The 18777-nt window shown below is 44.4% G+C and carries 17 protein-coding genes; 7 read left to right on the forward strand and 10 right to left on the reverse strand.

The window, feature by feature from the left end:
* Positions 1 to 357: 357 nt before the first annotated feature.
* The 3 genes from ACFFJH_RS10120 to ACFFJH_RS10130 are packed head-to-tail and all read right to left on the reverse strand — an operon-like array spanning position 358 to position 3788.
* Positions 358 to 825 carry a Mov34/MPN/PAD-1 family protein gene (locus ACFFJH_RS10120; RefSeq protein WP_390212141.1) on the reverse strand — a complete coding sequence of 156 codons (468 nt, stop codon included), beginning with the start codon at positions 823 to 825 and terminating at the stop codon, positions 358 to 360.
* Complete coding sequence (locus ACFFJH_RS10125; RefSeq protein WP_390212143.1) at positions 818 to 2644, reverse strand: ThiF family adenylyltransferase; 1827 nt, start codon at positions 2642 to 2644, stop codon at positions 818 to 820. Before ACFFJH_RS10125 ends, ACFFJH_RS10120 begins: the two co-directional genes overlap by 8 nt.
* On the reverse strand, positions 2637 to 3788 hold the full coding sequence (locus ACFFJH_RS10130; RefSeq protein ID WP_390212146.1) for a ComEC/Rec2 family competence protein: 1152 nt from the start codon (positions 3786 to 3788) through the stop codon (positions 2637 to 2639). The genes ACFFJH_RS10125 and ACFFJH_RS10130 overlap by 8 nt, the downstream gene beginning before the upstream one ends.
* A gap of 728 nt (positions 3789 to 4516) precedes the next feature.
* Between ACFFJH_RS10130 and ACFFJH_RS10135 the strand changes: the two genes are divergently transcribed.
* Both ACFFJH_RS10135 and ACFFJH_RS10140 read left to right on the forward strand, forming a co-directional pair.
* Entirely contained in the window at positions 4517 to 5125 is a 609-nt protein-coding gene (locus tag ACFFJH_RS10135; protein WP_390212148.1) for a GNAT family N-acetyltransferase, read from the forward strand.
* Positions 5126 to 5259: 134 nt separating this feature from the next.
* The gene (locus ACFFJH_RS10140; RefSeq protein WP_390212150.1) at positions 5260 to 6720 is read left to right on the forward strand and encodes a serine hydrolase domain-containing protein; all 1461 of its coding nucleotides are present in this window, start codon (positions 5260 to 5262) and stop codon (positions 6718 to 6720) included.
* A gap of 300 nt (positions 6721 to 7020) precedes the next feature.
* Here the strand turns inward: ACFFJH_RS10140 and ACFFJH_RS10145 are convergent, their stop codons facing one another.
* The 4 genes from ACFFJH_RS10145 to ACFFJH_RS10160 form a co-directional block, all read right to left on the reverse strand.
* Complete coding sequence (locus ACFFJH_RS10145; RefSeq protein WP_390212152.1) at positions 7021 to 7320, reverse strand: addiction module antidote protein; 300 nt, start codon at positions 7318 to 7320, stop codon at positions 7021 to 7023.
* Between the two features lies 1 nt (position 7321).
* A complete protein-coding gene (locus ACFFJH_RS10150) occupies positions 7322 to 7618 on the reverse strand; it encodes a type II toxin-antitoxin system RelE/ParE family toxin (RefSeq protein WP_390212154.1) in 297 nt (98 codons plus the stop codon).
* A gap of 137 nt (positions 7619 to 7755) precedes the next feature.
* Entirely contained in the window at positions 7756 to 9060 is a 1305-nt protein-coding gene (locus tag ACFFJH_RS10155) for an MFS transporter (RefSeq protein WP_390212156.1), read from the reverse strand.
* Positions 9061 to 9433: 373 nt separating this feature from the next.
* A complete protein-coding gene (locus ACFFJH_RS10160; protein ID WP_390212159.1) occupies positions 9434 to 10516 on the reverse strand; it encodes a MerR family transcriptional regulator in 1083 nt (360 codons plus the stop codon).
* A gap of 235 nt (positions 10517 to 10751) precedes the next feature.
* Here ACFFJH_RS10160 and ACFFJH_RS10165 point away from each other — a divergent pair, with 235 nt between their 5' ends.
* Positions 10752 to 11588: a helix-turn-helix domain-containing protein gene (locus tag ACFFJH_RS10165; RefSeq protein WP_390212161.1), complete on the forward strand. Its 837-nt coding sequence runs from the start codon at positions 10752 to 10754 to the stop codon at positions 11586 to 11588.
* 74 nt (positions 11589 to 11662) lie between these two features.
* The gene (locus ACFFJH_RS10170) at positions 11663 to 12769 is read left to right on the forward strand and encodes a serine hydrolase domain-containing protein (protein WP_390212163.1); all 1107 of its coding nucleotides are present in this window, start codon (positions 11663 to 11665) and stop codon (positions 12767 to 12769) included.
* 168 nt (positions 12770 to 12937) lie between these two features.
* On the opposite strand, the gene ACFFJH_RS10175 is transcribed toward ACFFJH_RS10170, so the two are convergent.
* A complete protein-coding gene (locus ACFFJH_RS10175) occupies positions 12938 to 13501 on the reverse strand; it encodes a hypothetical protein (RefSeq protein WP_390212165.1) in 564 nt (187 codons plus the stop codon).
* A gap of 262 nt (positions 13502 to 13763) precedes the next feature.
* Here ACFFJH_RS10175 and ACFFJH_RS10180 point away from each other — a divergent pair, with 262 nt between their 5' ends.
* Complete coding sequence (locus ACFFJH_RS10180) at positions 13764 to 14147, forward strand: VOC family protein (protein ID WP_390212420.1); 384 nt, start codon at positions 13764 to 13766, stop codon at positions 14145 to 14147.
* Positions 14148 to 14520: 373 nt separating this feature from the next.
* A complete protein-coding gene (locus ACFFJH_RS10185; protein WP_390212167.1) occupies positions 14521 to 14817 on the forward strand; it encodes a hypothetical protein in 297 nt (98 codons plus the stop codon).
* A 69-nt stretch (positions 14818 to 14886) separates the two neighbouring features.
* Here ACFFJH_RS10185 and ACFFJH_RS10190 read toward each other — a convergent pair whose 3' ends face one another.
* Complete coding sequence (locus ACFFJH_RS10190) at positions 14887 to 17256, reverse strand: M1 family metallopeptidase (protein WP_390212169.1); 2370 nt, start codon at positions 17254 to 17256, stop codon at positions 14887 to 14889.
* Positions 17257 to 17460: 204 nt separating this feature from the next.
* Positions 17461 to 17979 carry a DNA-deoxyinosine glycosylase gene (locus ACFFJH_RS10195; RefSeq protein ID WP_390212171.1) on the reverse strand — a complete coding sequence of 173 codons (519 nt, stop codon included), beginning with the start codon at positions 17977 to 17979 and terminating at the stop codon, positions 17461 to 17463.
* Between the two features lie 131 nt (positions 17980 to 18110).
* On the opposite strand from ACFFJH_RS10195, the gene ACFFJH_RS10200 reads away from it, so the two are divergent.
* The gene (locus tag ACFFJH_RS10200; protein WP_390212174.1) at positions 18111 to 18764 is read left to right on the forward strand and encodes a hypothetical protein; all 654 of its coding nucleotides are present in this window, start codon (positions 18111 to 18113) and stop codon (positions 18762 to 18764) included.
* The last annotated feature ends 13 nt before the right edge of the window (positions 18765 to 18777 follow it).

Below are 18777 nucleotides of genomic sequence, written 5' to 3' on the forward strand. Positions count from 1 at the left end.
AGGGTTGTGGCCTTAGCCAAAGATGTATGTGTTGAATCGTTATTACCCGCGACAGTCATAATCTTTTTTTGCGAGATGCGCATGCCTCGGAGTTGGGATTATGAGTTTGTGCTTTCTGCTAAACATTGATGTCGGTATTCGATCGTCGAGAAAAAGTAAGATGCAATAGCTAAAAAGTGTATTGCACCGTCCGACGGTCATTCGATTCGTTGCACGATAATTTATTTGTTGATCAATCGCATAGTAAAGCATTGCTCGGAATATTGACTAGCGTATGGCACGATATGCCATACGAGCAGATCGCCACTTACGGAGTTCAAATTAATGCGATGCTGATCCTTTGAGTTCACTTTGGGGTTACATGGGACGACACGAATACAAATTATTACCATCTGCAAGTGCTACATATGACTTAGAAAAATCCTTTTCCGAGGATACAATAAGAATAATTACGTAGTGGAGATGATGGTTAGATTTTATGTAAATATCACAGATAGTTTTTTTGTCTTGCTCCGAAGGTGTAGGCACTTTTTCTGGGTGTGTATGCCAGTCACCTACATAATAGTGACCTTGATGAAATAACCTGTCGATTGTGGCCTGAGAGATTTTTTCATCTGGTTTAAAAAAATATTTACTCCTAATGTCATAGATCGAAGGTGACGAAATATAAGAAATATTTATTTGATTGCTATTTGGATTAGAACAGAATAGCAATCCTCCAGCCTCTTTTTTGAATATAGTTTGTCGAAATTTTTTTAGATTTTCTACGACGCTGGTGGGAAATATGATTGTGATATCGATTTCGTTACATTGAAATTTATACATATCTGGCTTTCCATATCTTATTTTCGAAAATAAGAGTAATTTCTTTATTTCCGAAACCGGGATCTCCGAAGGACGAAATCCAATTGCTATTCCAATGACCGCCTAATTTATTTAATTCACTACGATCGCCAAGCCAAATTTTGATATGTGGAAGAACATTTTTTTCAGACTGATTCAAAACCAAAGATAGTATTGTTTTAGCAGCTATTGCTTGTAAATGCGTCAAAGGAATTGCACCGTATGGTTGAAATTCACCTGCGCACGCAGGTATCTTTCGAGTCGTTTCATGTGGCCAACTCGTACATGGTGTAATTAATGCTCCAATCTTATTGCCACTAACATAATGAAGTGAATTATATGCACCTGAGTTTGATGGATTCACAATTACATGCCCAGCAATTGCGTGAGCCTCAACGAATGCAAAAACAATTACACCTAGTTCTTCTTCTGATTGAAACTTAAGTAATGATTGATCAGATAGCCAATCACCTGTGCAGCTCAGAATTATATCCGCACGACCAATAGAGGCTCTTGCGGTCGCATCTCCTTGCCATTGCTTGTTGATAGCTTTGATTGATATGTGGGGAAACTCTTGCCCTAGTTTATTTGCGAGTGCGGTCGCTTTGTAATTGTCAATCGAGTCTAGACCTAATATGTGTCTTGAACTGTTCTCTGTACCAAATTTATCGAAATCGATTAATACCACATCTGTGAAGCCAGACTGAATCAGCAATCTAATAATTGCAGCTCCTACTGAGCCACAACCAATTAAAACAATTCTGTGTTGACCTACTATTTTGTGAGAAGGATTTGAGTCTCGACCTGCAAGCCAATTTTTATCAGCACGATTAATTGTGCCTCCAGTAATTTTTATCGTACTTGCACGTTCAATGAAATGGTGTAGAGGCATTTCATTTCTAAAGCCATCTATGATTGCACGGCGATTCACTCGTTGAAATATACTTCGAGAAAAATGTATCGGGATTAGGGCAATACCGTTAGAAGTTTTGAACTGAACTAAGATCGTCGGGATTTCCGACGTTTTCTTTGTAAGTGATATCGCGAGCATAGCTGCAATTTCGAAGTATTGATCACCGAATTCTTTTTCTATTATTGAAAATAATTCTTTCGCAGTATTTGGAAAATCTGTTGGGTGCCAGGTATGTTTAAGTTGAAGGAGAACGCTTTTTTCTATACGGCTCAGTAATTGATGACGTATTCTTTTCTTGGAGTTGGTTGGTAAGATATGTTGGTTGTCAAGCCAACTTTCGATTTGCGCGCTCGATTCGGCCATGATGATTCCAAATTTCTTGGATTCAAACGTTGCGATTAGACGCGTAGATGTGCGTTCAAGATCGCATAGGCTTAGTGTTTTTTTTGAACATTGAGGATGGTAGGCCCAATAACTTTGGAATTCATCTTCGAAATGAGTATCTAGATTTCCATTGAAAGCTTCTCTCAATAATGCCTCAGCATCAGACAGTAGCTCCAATATGTAACTACTATTTTTTGTATCTACGATATATCGGCTAGGCCAAACACAAAGTCTCCCATGCTCTTCGATATGTGGAATTTCGCAAGCCTTAATTTTCGGATTCGCAACAGCTATTATTGGAATTTCTGATTCGGATTTATCACAAAATAAAAGATTAATTATTACTGGCTCATTTTTGTAAAATAGCGAAGTTGTAATTTGCCAACCAAACACAACTTGCTGTGAGACTATTCCCGTTATTTCTTTGCTACTTAATCGTCGAGCGCCGTAAGGCGACAACAATAGATCAATTTCATTGCATATCGCAGACGGTACTTTATGCATATCCGTCGCCACCCTTACGATTAACCGCTGATTCAGACGCGTTATTGGATTTAGATAGACTTGAAATCGCTAAAGCTTTAATACCATTTGAAGAAATTTCGATTTCTAAAGGAATATTTTCATCATTTTTTTTGTGGTCATCAACGCATTTGAACGTGCCACTGACATTGTCGATAATTTTTTCATACTCAATTTTTGCGCGGAAAGCTGGAGGGTCAATATCGTTATCTTCTATTTTTTGGCTGCTTGAAATGATAAAAGCATTTTGTTTCGCTTGGCTAAGCGCTTCAAGCGCATCAGGAGATGTTGTCGCGCTTTCTTTTTTTTCTGAGAGGCTATCGTGAGATAAACAATGCCATGAACAATGATGGGGCACTTGTAAAATATCGTATTCTAGATCGGATATCCGATTTGTATCGAGCAGACGTGCATGTAAGGTTTCCCAGCAAATTACCTCAGCATCACCACCACTTAGAAAATTAGCAGAAGTATTTCCGCAAATAAGTTGATAGTTCATTATTACGCTCGAATGATTTTTCCCTAGATTTTCTTCATCCTCATCTATTTCTGATTTTGGAGATGGAGCTAATAGGTTAGCCAGAAAGGAGCTGTCCACGACATTGTTAATTTTAGATGTTTGGCTATCTAACTTAAGAACAATGTCGAGAATTTCGTCAGTCTTACCATTTTCATCTTCACCCAAAATTAGAACCCAATTGCCGTCGTTCTGAAATTTGTTTTTTTTGAAAAAATTCACTCTTCTCTTTACTTCTGCATTGAGTGCTTTGGCATCTTGACATAGTTTATGATTCTTACTTGCACGGCGGTACACAATTGGACTTGACCAGATTCCGTTAATAAATATTAGATTTTTTTCCTTATCCCATGTTTCTGGCGCACCCAAATGGAAATTATCTTCAATACCTTGGCAATGGTCTTCATCCGGATGACTCCAAATTAGTAGATCAATGTAGAGTCTCCCTTGAGAATCTGTCGATAGTTTTTCTTTTAATTGTTTTAAGACATCTGGATAATCTTCACCCTTGCGTATCCTGCAATCAATTAAGATTTTCTTATTATTGTCCGTTTCGATTAGCGTCATATCGCCATTCCCTACAGGAAAAAATGTAATTTTCGCGACCATTGTTAGCTCCGGTTATTTAGGGTCTGATGTCTGGGAACTTCTCGATTTCTCGATACCAAAAATTGATTTTCCCACGTCCTCAATTTTTGCAATAAATTTATCTACGTTCAATCCTGCGAAGAAAGCAAATGCAAGATATCCATATGACCCGGATTCTTTGTTCTGTGACGCATCTAATATCACGAGCCCAGCCTTTAGAAAAAGGTAAGCAACTACACCGCAGATCGTACTTGTAAGCGGGCGAAGATAGTACCAAACTTCCCATTCTGGATCCCAACGATTATGGACACATCTATTTAAGTAGACTGCTCGCAAGCAATATAGTAAGCCACCACTGTTTGCTACTAGTCCGCAGTACATCGCCATTTTCATTTCGATCAGCCAAGCGGGAAGTACCCAAGTATTTAATGCGATAAAACTCGCTATATTTAGGACTAGTGAAGCAATTAGATACGCGATTATTTTTTTCAAAAGCTATTTCTCTACAATTAATTTTAATAGGCAGATAAGCACTGGCATTTAATTTGCAGCAGACATCAAGGTATTTGCTAAATTCCTTGCGCAAGTACGCTATTTTTCTCGTTTTCTTTAAAAAAATGTAGTGAAGCAATTTTAATGCCATGTGGTAATTTGATTGAATTCATTTGATTTAACGCTATATGCAGAAAATTGAATTCAGTTTACGTGTAAGGTTGCATGTAAATTTATTTGATCTCATTGTAAAAAAAATGCCCCAAACCCGCCCAGCCACCCTCACCGACATCCCAGGCATCCTAGCCCTACAATCCCGCAACCTATTGAGCAACCTAACCGAAGCCGAACAAAAAAACGGTTTCGTCACCACTGCATTTACTGACGCGCAGATTGAGACATTGTTGGCTGATGGTGGCGTGTTCGTCGCGGTTGATATTGCTGACGATGATCTATCAGAAACCGTGATCGGTTATGCCTTGGCGGGGAGTTGGGCTTTCTTTGCGCAGTGGCCGATTTTTCCTTTTATGTTGGCGCGTTTGCCTGCTTTGGATTTGAGTGGGCGTATGCCGTTTAGTGTCATCAATGAGGCGAATTCTTTTCAGTATGGTCCTGTGTGTATCGATGGGGTGTATCGAGGGCAGGGCGTGTTTCCGCGTTTGTTTGAGACTATGCGTTTGGGGATGTGTGCGCGTTATCCTATTGGCGTGACCTTTATTAATCGTCTCAATCCGCATTCTTTCCATGCGCATACCAAGAAGCTGGGGATGACGGTGATTGATGAGTTTGAATTTAATGATAGGCCGTATTATGGTTTGGCGTTTGATATGGGGCGCTCGGTGTTGTCTAGCACGGTGCCTCCATAGTTGAACCTATTTGCTGTTTATCTTGACTATTGCGCTCCTTTCTATCTACGCTTCTGCGCAACAATCTCACCAAGAAAGAAAATTCTCGAATGAAGCTACAACACTTTACTTTAGGGCTGATGTTGAGCATGGCCATGACAAATCAAGCTAGCCATGCATACGACTTGCAAGCGTCAGTAGCGTCTTCATCGGCGACAACTACAGATAGTTTGAACGAGAGAATTCGTCGTGTAGAGCAAGGTCTTTCTACGTTGGTCGTGGTCAAAGATGCTTCCAAGCAGACCATGACGCTGGCAGAGCGTATGAGGTTTTATCAGGTGCCTGCGGTGAGTATTGCGGTGGTGAATAATGGGCAGATTGAATGGGCGCGCGCGTATGGCGTGACGCAGGTGGGCGGCAAACAAGCGGTGACGCCAAACACTTTATTTCAAGCTGGCTCGGTGAGTAAGCCCGTCAGCGCCTTGGCGGCACTGCATTTGGTCGAGCAAGGTAAGCTGCAATTAGACGGCGATGTGAATCAACAATTACGGACTTGGCACTTGCCTGATAATGAATTCACCAAAGATAAAAAGGCGAGTCTGCGTCATTTGTTAAACCATAGCGCGGGTGTCAATGTGCATGGTTTCTACGGCTATCCGATGAGTCAAAAAGTGCCTAGTTTGTTAGATGTATTAGACGGCAAACCACCCGCTAACTCTGAGCCTGTGCGCGTCACGGCTGTGCCACGTAGTGTATGGAAATACTCAGGCGGCGGCTATAGCATTATCCAATTGATGATGATAGAGGCGAGCCAAAAGAGCTTTCCTCAATTGATGCAAGAAACTCTCTTTGCGCCTTTAAAAATGACACGCAGTTTATATGCCGAAAGACTGCCAACCGATTTGCAAAAAGATGCGGCGGTAGCACACCGTGGTGATGGCAAAGCGGTGGACGGATTATGGCATCAATATCCTGAGTTGGCGGCCGCTGGTTTGTGGTCGACACCATTTGATTTAGCCAAAGTGATTATCGAAGTGCAAAAGGCGGAGGCGGGTCAGTCGAACAAAGTGTTGTCTAGCCCAATGACCAAGACCATGTTGACGCGCGTCATGGGGGAAACGGGACTAGGTTTTTATGTCGAGCAATTGGCCGATAGAACGAGCTTTAGCCACAGCGGTGGCACTGATGGATTTCGGACCTTGTTATACGGTTATACCAAGACTGGCCAAGGTGCGGTCGTGATGGTGAATAGTGATAACGGTGCGGCGTTGTTTGAAGAGATTTTTGCGAGTATCGCTGCCGAATATAATTGGCCTGAATTTAAGGTCACACAAAAAGCCACGATTCCCGCTGATGCGGTTTTGAATAAGCAATTGGCGGGTGAATTTAGCTTGCTCAACGAACCTGCAACGATCGTCGCAGAAGGCGAACAATTGTATTTTCAAAGCAAATTGCTGAGCGCAAAACCTGTACCGCTTTACCGCGAATCCACTACACGTTTTTTTGCCACGGCACCAGATATCACGATCAGTTTTGAGCTTGATACGCAAGCGCGAGTAACAGGTTTTTCCTTGTTGAAGGGAACGAGTACCTATCCTGCCACGCGGGTGAAGTAGGGTGCTGCGGGTTTTGTTGATTTGTGCGTAGGTGCGGCTTGAGTAGGTCTAGAAGGGAGCCAGTCATACTCCTTCCCCTTCAAGGGGAAGGCTGGGATGGAGATGGATTCAGCAGCAGGCGTTACATTGAGCAGTCTTGTAGGGCAGATGCAACCCGCGCTGCTCAGGTGCCAATAGTCTGGCGGCGCGGGTTACACCCGCCCTACAGATTTAGATTCAGAACTTAATATTCGACTTGAAGTCCCTCGTTAAATTTAACCATGTTAAGTGGATTTTTATGACGGCAGTTGGCATCCCAGTTTAAGCATCTGCTAATTCAGGATGCAATTTGTAGCCTAATGCGTGCATGACCTTGAGCACGGTTGCGAAGCTAGGGTTGCCTTCGCCTGACAGTGCTTTGTAGAGGCTCTCGCGCCCTAATCCTGTATCGCGCGCCAAATCTGTCATGCCGCGTGCCTTTGCGATGTTGCCTAAGGCTTTGGCAATGAAGGCTGCGTCGTCACCCGCTTCATCAAAACATGCATCTAAATATAGCAACATGTCTTCTTCCGTCTTGAGATGCTCTGCCGAATCCCAATTGCGTAATGCGGATGTATTCATTTTAGATCCTTAGTTCTTGCGCTAGATTCAACGCGGTTTTGATATCGTTTGCTTGTGTGCTTTTATCGCCACCGACCAATAAAATAATGATCTCTGTACCAGATCGCTTGAAATAGACGCGATAGCCAGCACCAATGTGAATACGCATTTCGGATACTCCGTTGCCGACAGGCTCGCAATCACCAAAGTGGCCTGACTCGGCGCGATCAATTCGCATTTGTATTCGTGCTTTGGCGCTGCGATCTTTTAATGCGTCAAACCAAAGATCAAAGCGATGCGTAGTTTTAATTTGATACATTCTAAGCGTATCCTATTTTATACACAACAAACATTCTTGGCTCTCCTTATTTTTTAAAAGCTGAGCATTATTTTAGTTTATTTGTGTATTTAAAATACTATTTATATTTGGAGCTAAATTGCAGAATGTGCTCTGAATTAAGTCACACCGCCCGCATCACGCATGTACCGTATCGGTGACATCAACAAGGCAATAACAACGATCACAATTAACAGCGCGCCGCTGCCTGCGAATAATTGACTGAGGCTGATGCTGTGCATGATCCATCCTGTTAGTGCTGCCGATACCGGGCTGATTCCCATAAAAATGAACATGAAAATACTCATGGCGCGACCGAGCATGGCGGGTGGGACTTGGCGTTGTATCCAAGTGAATACCGCTACGTGGAGATAACCGCCGAGAGCGCCTATCGCTAATAAGATGGCCGCGCCTTTCCATGCGACGTGGATGAGTCCCATGGGTATGAAAAGTAGCGCGACCAAGGTGTCGATTAATAAGATTGTGCTACCCAAACTGCCTAGTCTTAACTTAGGAAAAACCGACGACAGCGCCATGCCTAATAGCGTTCCTGCGCCATGTGCGCCAGCTAGTAGACCGAGGACGCCAGCGTTGTTGCCTATCTGTTGTGCTAACAGCGGCATCGCAATTTGCATAGGTCCCATGATTAAAAAAGCGATAGCAGACCAATACAAAAAGCAGCTGCGCATCATGCTGTCGTTCCAGCAATGACGCAGCCCATCCATGGTTGCGCTGATCAGGGATTGTTTTACTGCGGATTGCTCTGTTTTGATGGAGAGCATGCGCACATGCGATAAAGTCCAGGCGGAAAAGGCGTAACTAAAACAATCGACAAAAAATGCCATTGCTAGTCCCTTGCTATCAGCGATGCCTAGGACTGCCGTGGCCTGTGATGCGGTAGCGTGATCACCCAACAGCGCGATTAATCCACCCGCCATCAGAGGTCCTAAAAAGAAGGTAACTTGGCGCAAGCCTAGCATCATGCCATTCGCTGCTTGCAAGTGTTCAGCAGCGACCACGCGTGGCAACATCGAGGTGCCGGCGGGAATGCTGAATGCCGTCGATAATCCTAAGAGCAAAGCAATTAGGTAGATCATCCACATACTCAAACTAGAGGTCAGCAGCGCCACGACTAGGATCGCTAATAACACCGTATTGATGTACTTGGTAATCATCATCACTGACTTAGGATCATAGCGATCGACGACCGCACCACCGATGAGCATAAAGAGCGCGCGTGGGATACCGAGTAGCGCCAACACGATACCTAAGGTCAGCGTGTCATGACTCATCTGTAGCACTAACCACGGCAGTGCAACGAGGGTAAATTGATCGCCGAGCATGGAAGTGATGCCTCCTGCTAGCATCCAAAGAAAATTGGGGTCACGGATAAAGCCGCGTGCAGGTTTTGCGTTGTGGTTCATAAAAACTCCAGATAAAGGTCTAGCCTTGTCCGCCGGACTTGGCTGGTTAATGTACTCTGTTATTTAAGGGACTAGCGCAAAATTGCTCTAGCGTCGTTGCAGTCGCCTCGCCCCCTCGCCTTCGTAGGTCTCGGTGTCGACACAAGTCGAATTAAAGAGTCAACCTATTAGTGTCGCTCCTGCGTAGGCAGGAGCCCTGCGTCTTTGGTTGAGTAACGGACGCCACTAGATTCCTGCCTACGTAGGAATGACATGCGATGCTGTGAATTTGCTTTCCCTCTTTTTTCATGATGTCAAAGGTCTTGTGTTGAACCCTATGCTTCGCAGAGGCAGGGCAAGAAATCGCATTTTCTTCAGTGATACACTTATCGTTTCATCGGCTTTTCGGAGTCTTTTTAGCAGTCTTTGGTGAAGTTGGTACAGTTGAATTCTGCATTTCTATATACCGTATGCCTGTGACCGCATAATCCAGCACTTCTTGCGATAGACCGCCACCTATGGTCAATCTCGGTTCTTTCTCGTGAATCTGGCGGATCTTTTGTACGGTCTCGACGCGGTTACCCCAAGCATCTAAAAACATGGTGCGCCAGTCTTGGATGCGCTGTAGCGCAATCGGGTCGGTAACGGCTATGCCTGCATCAATGAAATTCTTAAGATCGATAAATAGCGCGGTCCAGTTATCCATGTTGCGCATAAAGGAGGGACGAAAATATTGGCATTCGTCTTCGCTCAAATAGCGTCGATAAATCTGATAACGAATCTCTATCGCCGCGATATTGATGTAATCCATCATGGCATTATCGACCCCGCTCATTGCTTGGATGGACGGCTCGTCGCGGTGCATATCAGCGAATTTTTTTAGTAAGGCAGGATTGGGTACCGATTGATGCACGGTCTCCAACCATTTTTGGACTTGGACTAAAACTTGCGGCTCACTCGGCGCAACTTTGGCATCCATGTAGGCGCGAATTTGTGCCACGATGGACTGCATCGCCATCTCCATTTTGCCGCTATGCACATCCTTGTTTTGACGCCACAGGGCGATCTCTTCGGGGCTAAAATATTTGGATCGCAGGCTCATCATTTCTAAGGTGGACAACCAATAATCCATGTTGAGGTCATCATTTTGGTGGAGCTGCTCATCTAATTCCAGTAAGCGCTCGCGCAGTTCTTGGCTTTGTTTAATTTGTTCTTCCAAACTATGAATTTGTTGACTGATAACGCTGCGCAAATCCGCAGTGTCGCCTTGAATAAGTTCAGCGATTTCTTGCAAGGATAAATCTAAACGACGTAAAGCCTGGATACGATGCAGGCGCGCGATGTCGTGGCGATTGTACAAGCGATAACCCGCTTCGGATCGCACTGAGGGCGTGAGCAAACCTAACTTATCGTAGTGATGCAGAGTACGCACGGTAATGCCCGTACGTTGGGCTAATTCGCCAATTTTTAACAACATAGTGTGCCTCTGTGATCTGACATCCATAGTACAAATGAGAACATGAGGCCTACTATAAAGCCTGACGTAGTGTCAGGGTCAAGGGAAAAGATAAACATTTTTGTTTTTAGCAAAACAGTGATTAAGGATTGATTTATGCAGTCTATGCCTTTGATTAGGGATTTGGTCTGTTGAAGCTGGCATACCGAAGTCTTTGATTTTAAGATGAACACATTTTGAAAGACAGGAATGGCGCATGATCAACAAATTCCCTTCAGGGCAATATTACGGCACGAATGCATTTGACCGACGTTTTTCTCGGATCGGGCTAAGTCACTTGCAAGCGACGGTGCCAGAGCATGAGGTCAAGGAGCATAGCCATGCCGGTGCGCACATGGTGCTGGCGACGCGAGGTCGTTATGTGACGTCGGCGGCGGGGGCTCGACGTGAAGGCCCTGTGTTGGTATATAACCCACCGGATGTGGTACACCGTGACCGCTTCGCGGGTGAGGGCGGTTGGTTTTTCGCGATCAGTTTTGACGCGGCTGACTCACAGGATTTGTATGAACAGATTAAGTTGCCAGATTTTGCAGTACGCCATCATGATCCACTGGTGATCAAACAAGCATTTGGATTACTCAAAGCCGCGGCAACTAGTGATGCAGTGAAGCTTGATTTGGAAGTGCTTACTTTAAATGTCTTAAGTAGCTTAAACGCGCAAATTCCCTTGTCGCTCAATCCTCCCCCTTGGCTGCAACGTGCGCAGGAAATGATTGCCGATTTATCAGATCAGGACTTGGGGATTGCTGATATCGCTGATGCGCTTGGCGTCCATCGCGTCTATTTGGCACGCCAATATCTGCGGCATCTGGGATGCACACCTGGCGATGATTTACGTCGGCGTCGCGTTGAACGTGCAACGCAAATGATGATGTCTAGCGATCAAACCTTGACTGACATTGCATTGAGTTGTGGCTTTTGCGATCAAAGTCATCTAAATCGGGCGTTCCTCCAACAGTGGGGTTTGACACCGACTGCCTTCACCAAGCTGAGCGGCATAAAAGCTGGTTTCAAATATCCAAGACTACACTGAACGCTTCGTTCATGATTGGGCTTATTCACACGAATGACTTAATGAATTAACGACTTAGCGAATGGAGATTTGATATGAAAAGTAAACCTGCCCTGGGATTTGTGATTTGCGCGATGCTGCTGAATGGCTATGCAATCGCCCATCCCCAAAACGATAAGAATGATTGGGTGCAAGAATCACCCGCTAGCCAAAAGATGGATACGGCGAAATTAGCAGCGATGGACGAAGCAATCAAGAAGGGGACATTTCAGCAAATCACCAGCGTCTTGATCGCGCGTCGTGGTCAGCTGGTTTTTGAATCTTATTATGATGCTGATGGCGTAGAGGGAATGCGTAATACTCGCTCTGCGACCAAGACGGTAACGGGTATGTTGGCAGGTGCTGCGATAGCGCGCGGTCATATGACCCTCACTACGCCTATCCTCAGTCAACTCAAACCTAAAACACCACTTGATCATCCCGATCCACGCAAAGCCAAAATCACGGTCGAAGATTTGTTGACGATGAGCTCGATGATGGAATGCGACGATCAAAATCAATTCTCCCGCGGGAATGAAGAGCGCATGTACTTGATCGAAGATTGGGTGAAGTTTTATCTCGATTTACCAATCAAAGGCTTCCCTGCTTGGATTCCCAAACCGTCTGCATCGCCGTATGGACGTTCATTCAGTTATTGCACCGCTGGTTCTACTACTTTAGGCGCTGTGGTACAGAGTGCAAGCAAAATGCCGCTACAAGATTTTGCGCAAAAAACCTTGTTCTCGCCATTGGGCATCAACAAAGCAGAATGGCAATTTTCACCTTTAGGTCTAGCGCAAGGCGGCGGTGGTTTGGGTTTGCGTAGTCGCGATCTTTTAAAGCTCGGGCAATTGCTTGCCAATGGCGGCAAATGGCACGGACAACAGGTGTTGCCAGCGGCATGGGTCAAAGCATCCGTCTCGCCACAGGTGCAGGTTGACGAAGAACGCAATTATGGCTACCTGCTTTGGCTATATCCCTATAGTGCAAAAGGCGTCAAGCATCAGTCCTATCAAATGGCCGGAACCGGTGGCAATAAGGTCGTGGTTTTTCCGGATTTGGATTTAGTGGCATTAGTCACGACGACCAATTATGGCGTACGCAATCCGCATCAGATCACGGATAAATTGATTGCTGATTTTATCGTGAGTGCGGTCGAGTAAATGGCACAAAAATCGTAGGACGGGTGCAACCCGCGCCGCCAGCACGTCGAGCAAACATTACGCATGCTTCACGCGCAGATCGACCACCTGAGCGACGGGTTGCACCTGCCCTACAAATTGACGTCGCTCGCGCAGACGTTTCATACAATTTAGTGACCGATGAAGCCGTCATGGCGCACAAAGAAATAGATGAGGTGGTGATACCGACACAGATTCGGCGAGCTTGATTGTGGACTGTATGTTTGGGTAAATTTTCTTCAAATCGGTTTCTATCGCAGAATGATTTCTACGAAGTATGGTTGATTGTTGCCCAACATAGATGAAATCCCCGATATAGCTAATTTGACCTGCTGGCACATGAAAAGCCTGGGCTTGATAGCTATTTTGGTTTTGCGCATTGAACGGGCTAAATGTGTAGTAGCCTGGTGCTACTTCGAAAGCAAAATATTGTACAGAGGTGCGTGTTTTGGGCACGCTGGCGTTCATCCTATTGAAGCGCCAACAATTACCTGTAATAGCCTGTTTCTCCATACTGTATTCATCAAGGCTTATCGAAAATTGCGGGTAAGGCCAGTCGCTCTCTAGCGCGACACCATAAATGGCAATTGCACGATCATCACTCGGCATTGTGACTTTGTCGTTAGGGATTGGTACGACGTTATTTAATAGCAAGCAACCATGTAGCGAAATCAGCGCGAAGGCTAGGAGTATTTTTTGAATAAAATTTTGCATTGTTAGCTTGTGTTTCGTAAAAGATGAATGGCATATAGTCTTGATCATAATTGAAAGTCATCAGAGATCAAAGGCGGCAGTTCAATGCGTCAGTTCAAAGGCATCAGTTTTCGAATTCAGCACAACGCTCATTTTTTGTGAATTTATTCAAGACATTACCTTGAATTGTCGTTAAGCTGCCTTGGGTGGGAGTTAGTTCACTCAAATACGCATGAAGCGTATATGAATAAATTTTTTAATGAATTTTACGATGGGAACAATAATGCAATTTGCTTACACAATCTTGTACGTGAACGATGTGAAACAAAGTTTGGTATTTTATGAAAAAGCCTTTGGTATGCAAACGAGGTTCTTGCATGAAAGCGGCGAATACGGTGAGTTGGAAACAGGCAGCACGGCATTGGCGTTTTCTTCGCGAGCCTTGATGCAGCAATTAGGTAAGCAAGTGAGTGTCCCTGATCCACATCATCCAGCATTTGAGATCGCGTTAGTGAGTAGTGACGTGCCCGCTGCGGTGAGTAAAGCAGTAGCGGCTGGGGCGATTTTAATCCAAGAGCCCAAAGAAATGCCTTGGGGCCAAACCATCGCTTATGTGGCGGATAAGGATGGCGTGTTGGTTGAGATTTGTACTTCTATGCAGGCTTAACGATGTAAAACTAGGCCTAGCCGTCTGCCATGATGAAGTCATAGTAGCGAGTTGATTGAAGCTCGAGCTGCTCGCGAACCAGCATTGGAACTCGGAATATAAATGCGTCTGAGTAGCTTGATTAAATTATATGGATTACGGCAAATAGTTTCGTTACAGACAATAAAAATTGTCATAGCGATCAACAGTTGCACACTATTGATAAGTTAAACGAATATTTATTAAAGAAATTCTTTGTTTAAATAATTTTTGGAAAGATAATGATTTTGACTGCCAATAGTGTCTTATTTTGCGGGGACTTTATCGTAGGACTTGTTGGTAAGTTTGTTAGTTGAAGAGTGTCAATTTCAATCATACCGAAAAGGAGAAAACGATGAAAACTATGAGTCTTCGTAGTGTATTGTTAGGCCTGACAGCGAGTGTTGCGAGTATTGCCGCAGCAACTGCATTTGCGGTGGGCGTTAATGGGCCCAGTGTGCCCAAAGATCCGGGCCCTCCAGTGTTTAATTGGGTAGGTATTTATAAATTTATTCAGCCACATGCTGGCCCAGATGGCAGGTACTACACTTTTACTTATGTTACGGTGACTGGAACTACGCAGGCATATTGCCAGCAGCAAATCCCGACTAACGGCAATGTAATCGTTGTTCAATGGTGTCAGCCTGGTTAGTTGAAAAAAACGCGTCAAGAACTTGCTTTCTTGACGCGTTTTTTTACCGCTTAGTACATATTTTTCAGATTAATTTTTAGCTTCATCTTTCTTTTCTCCCTTATTTTCGTCCTTATTCAATGGCGTATTAAAGTCGATCATCATATTGCCGGTAGGTTGATTCATCTTGAATAATTCCAAACGCGACTTGGTGATCTTGCGTGGCCAAGAATTATTGTTGAGGTCGATATCGGCTGTTTCCAAATAAGGGTCTTGCGTCAGGCTGACCATAGGTTCATCAGTAACGATCAGCTTAGTCAATTTCTTAGAGTTATAACGCCACACTTCCGCAGGGATACGTTGTATGACTTTTTTACCGCTTTGCAATTGAATTTCTAGAATCAAAGGCATGACCATGCCACCTACGTTCGAAAAATCGGCGAGGTAATAATACTTACCCGATTTCAGCATGGCTTTTTCATCTTCATCCAAAGACTTCAGCAGATCGTTGTAGTTGTTGCGATCCTTATTGGTGACAGTGAAATCATCGTGCTCGTTGTAGAAATCTTTTAGACCAGTCTGATGGTCAATACGACGTGGCAGGACTCCTTTATCACGTTGCACGGCGAGTGATACGGGCTCTTCATTTTTCTGTGCGCGTTTCCATGCCTTTTCTACTTCGGGGTCTTTGCTCGATACTTGATATTGGGTGATGCCATCGATGCTGATATCAACCGGGTCGGTGGTGTAGAACCAGCCGCGCCAGAACCAATCTAGATCAGTGCCGGAAGCATCTTCCATGGTGCGGAAAAAATCTGCCGGCGTCGGGCGTTTAAATTTCCAGCGACGCGCATATTCTTTAAATGCGAAATCGAATAATTCACGCCCTAAAATCGTCTCACGTAAAATGTGTAAGCCAGCCGTTGGTTTGGCGTAGGCATTATTACTAAATTGCAGGACCGACTCTGAGTTAGTCATGATAGGTGATTGGTTTTTGCTGCGCATGTAGTCCACGATGCCGCGCGGTTCACTCGGGAATAGATCAAGGTAATTTTCTTCCCAAGCGCGTTCTGCCAGTGTTTGCATGAAGGAATTCAAACCTTCATCCATCCATGACCATTGACGCTCATCAGAGTTGACGATCATAGGAAAATAATTATGACCGACTTCATGAATGATAACGCTGATCATCGCGTACTTAGTTTGCTTGGAGTATGTCAACGCACCAGTTTTTTTGTCTTTAGTCGGACGTCCGCCGTTGAAAGCGATCATAGGATATTCCATGCCGCCTTGTGGGCCATTCACGGATTGGGCAACGGGGTAAGGGTATTCCAAACTGTACTTATTGTATTGCTCGATAGTGTGAATGACCGCTTGCGTGGAATATTGTCCCCACAAAGGATTAGCTTCCTTGGGGTAAAAAGACATGGCCAAACCATTGCTACTTCCTGTTTTATAACCCTGTGCATCCCAGATGAATTTACGCGATGATGCCCAAGCGAAATCACGTACATTTTTGGCTTTGAAGTGCCAAGTTTTGGACGACGTGGCACGTGATTTTTCTGCTTTTTCAGCTTCCTCTTGGGTCACGATCACGACAGGTTTACTCGCAGTACGTGCTTGTTTTAAACGTTCGCGTTGGATTGCAGTCAATACCGTATCAGCATTGCTGAGTTCGCCAGTTGCGGAAATGATGTGATCACTGGGTAAAGTGATTTGTACATCGTAGTCACCAAACTCTAAAGTGAATTCACCAGAACCGAGGAATTGTTTATGTTGCCAGCCATAGACATCGTAGTAAGCGGCCATGCGAGGATACCATTGCGCGATTTCAAAGATATCGTTTTTGTCTTCTTTGAAATGCTCATAACCCGTCCTTGCCCACAGCACCATGCCATCATTGATGTTGTACTGCCAGTCCATATTGAAGACGAATTTTTCACCCGGCTTTAAGCTTTGTGGCAAATCAATTCGCATCATAGTGCGATTGATGACGTATTTGAGCGCCTGCCCATCTGCAGCTTTGACACTGCCGATCTTAAAGCCGCCGTCAAATGTGCTTTTCTGGCTAAGACTGTTCATCGCAGCGAAGCTCATGGCATTCGGGTTTTTCCACGCATCGCGGGAGGGATAGGTCGCTGTGGTGTTGGCGTCTGAATCCGGTTTGAAAATATTTTGATCCAATTGCACCCAAAGATAATTTAAGGTATCAGGCGAATTATTGTGATAGGTGATGGTTTCGGCACCTTTGATAGCGCGTTTTTCTTCATCCAAGCTCGCACGTATCACGTAATCAGCACGTTGCTGCCAATAAGCATGACCAGGCGCGCCAGAGGCAGCGCGAATTGAGGTTGGGGTAGGAAGAAGATCTTCAAGCTGTCGAAACTTATCATCGGACTGAGCACTTGCCAGTGCCGGAAACGCGGCGCACGCCAATGCGAACAAAGTGGATAAACGCATTCTGCTGACTCCTTGAGGTGAATAAATTGGGAGGAAATTGTCTTATTTGCGCTGCTTGATTTTTCTATTTGGTAGAGATGATTAGAGACTACTTTGCTACTTAAGTTCTATCTTTGATGAAAAAATATGCTGAAAAATTAGTCAATATCCGTTTGGATACGCGAAGTGAAGAATATTACCTTTGTTATTATTCCTCACTAATTTCTATTTTAATGTTCGCCAGGCGGTTAACTTCTGCGGGTAAGCCAGCGTATAAGCCGGACTACTCGATGGTAAATGTAAAATGCGATACCGCGCTTGATAGCTTCCTAGTATTTTCAAACCTATCTTGCCCGCGGTCGCGCCATTGAATGCGATAGTGTGCAATTGTGGCAGTGTGCTGATTAAGGATAGTAAGTCATTGTCATCGCGCGCTCGGATCTGGCTGTCCAAACTACCACGTCGTGTTGCTTGCGCGACCACATCCCATAGGCCAATATGGTTTTGTAACAGTGTTTGTAAACGTAAGGAATATTCTTGCGTAACTAAGTTAATTTGTATTACGTCAGATAACAGATGCCAAAAACGATTTTGTGGATGGGCGTAATATTGTTGCTGAGCCAGTGATGCATCTCCGGGTAAACTACCTAGAATTAGGATACAGGTATTTTGATCAATCACAGGCGCGAAGCTGCGTTTGCTTATTTCTGTATTCTGTATCTCAGGATGATCAGTGGTTGGCATAAGGTAGTTGAAGAGAGTACGAAGAGAGTACGACTAGAGTACGAACAGAGTACGAAGGGTGTACGAATAGAATACGTAATGAAATTGGTAGATAACGGGTATGTTCTAGGGTGAATTATATGAGATTTTTCTTGTGCTTTCTTAGTGTGGTAGTGCTGGAGGGTGTTTTGATGCAGGAGCTTAAAGCACAAACGGCTTCCCTTAGTTCTCGTAATGCTGGTGCTGGGTGCCTCTGGAAACCTTATGAATTTAAAGAGCTAGGCGTGCGATTGCTATTTAAAGATTGCAAAGACCCAGCGGCACATTATGAATTACATCAGGAAGGAGATTGGATAAAAATGCGCAGACCATCTGATCCAGTCACTTTTGGCAGTCAATACTTATTGCGTGTGTTATCGAAGCCTGCTGAGCAAGCGATTAAAGATGCGATTCAGAAACAGTTTGTTGAGCAAATTGTGATCAATGATGCTACCGATAAGCGTAAGAATAAACGTGATCAAATTGCCGCGCGCAAGCAGTGCAGCGTGATCCCTAAAGCACAGTGGAAGGATTATCTCTTGACGCAACGATTTGAAATTATGCCCAAACCTGGTAAATACCGACGTCAAATCGATAGAGAACTACAGCAAGGACCACGGGATTTTGGTTGTGGTGAATACGGAGCAGGGCAGGCGACTACCTATTTTGAATACCATCCGCAGCAATCGAAGACCAAGTTTATTTACGTGAACTTTGGTTGGGATGACGATGCATTGTTTGATGAAAAGACTATAGAGTTCTTTTGAGAGGCGTTCTTCT

This window comes from Affinundibacterium danionis, assembly GCF_042432465.1.
In the GTDB taxonomy this organism is placed as follows: Bacteria; Pseudomonadota; Gammaproteobacteria; order Burkholderiales; family Burkholderiaceae_D; genus Undibacterium; species Undibacterium danionis.

What these genes read in the sequence shown, in the direction of transcription:
- ACFFJH_RS10120 (WP_390212141.1), bottom strand. Translation starts at nt 825, where the DNA reads ATGTATAAATTTCAATGTAACGAAATCGATATCACAATCATATTTCCC.
- ACFFJH_RS10125 (WP_390212143.1), bottom strand. Translation starts at nt 2,644, where the DNA reads ATGCATAAAGTACCGTCTGCGATATGCAATGAAATTGATCTATTGTTG.
- ACFFJH_RS10130 (WP_390212146.1), bottom strand. Translation starts at nt 3,788, where the DNA reads ATGGTCGCGAAAATTACATTTTTTCCTGTAGGGAATGGCGATATGACG.
- ACFFJH_RS10135 (WP_390212148.1), top strand. Translation starts at nt 4,517, where the DNA reads ATGCCCCAAACCCGCCCAGCCACCCTCACCGACATCCCAGGCATCCTA.
- ACFFJH_RS10140 (WP_390212150.1), top strand. Translation starts at nt 5,260, where the DNA reads ATGACAAATCAAGCTAGCCATGCATACGACTTGCAAGCGTCAGTAGCG.
- ACFFJH_RS10145 (WP_390212152.1), bottom strand. Translation starts at nt 7,320, where the DNA reads ATGAATACATCCGCATTACGCAATTGGGATTCGGCAGAGCATCTCAAG.
- ACFFJH_RS10150 (WP_390212154.1), bottom strand. Translation starts at nt 7,618, where the DNA reads ATGTATCAAATTAAAACTACGCATCGCTTTGATCTTTGGTTTGACGCA.
- ACFFJH_RS10155 (WP_390212156.1), bottom strand. Translation starts at nt 9,060, where the DNA reads ATGAACCACAACGCAAAACCTGCACGCGGCTTTATCCGTGACCCCAAT.
- ACFFJH_RS10160 (WP_390212159.1), bottom strand. Translation starts at nt 10,516, where the DNA reads ATGTTGTTAAAAATTGGCGAATTAGCCCAACGTACGGGCATTACCGTG.
- ACFFJH_RS10165 (WP_390212161.1), top strand. Translation starts at nt 10,752, where the DNA reads ATGATCAACAAATTCCCTTCAGGGCAATATTACGGCACGAATGCATTT.
- ACFFJH_RS10170 (WP_390212163.1), top strand. Translation starts at nt 11,663, where the DNA reads ATGAAAAGTAAACCTGCCCTGGGATTTGTGATTTGCGCGATGCTGCTG.
- ACFFJH_RS10175 (WP_390212165.1), bottom strand. Translation starts at nt 13,501, where the DNA reads ATGCAAAATTTTATTCAAAAAATACTCCTAGCCTTCGCGCTGATTTCG.
- ACFFJH_RS10180 (WP_390212420.1), top strand. Translation starts at nt 13,764, where the DNA reads ATGCAATTTGCTTACACAATCTTGTACGTGAACGATGTGAAACAAAGT.
- ACFFJH_RS10185 (WP_390212167.1), top strand. Translation starts at nt 14,521, where the DNA reads ATGAAAACTATGAGTCTTCGTAGTGTATTGTTAGGCCTGACAGCGAGT.
- ACFFJH_RS10190 (WP_390212169.1), bottom strand. Translation starts at nt 17,256, where the DNA reads ATGCGTTTATCCACTTTGTTCGCATTGGCGTGCGCCGCGTTTCCGGCA.
- ACFFJH_RS10195 (WP_390212171.1), bottom strand. Translation starts at nt 17,979, where the DNA reads ATGCCAACCACTGATCATCCTGAGATACAGAATACAGAAATAAGCAAA.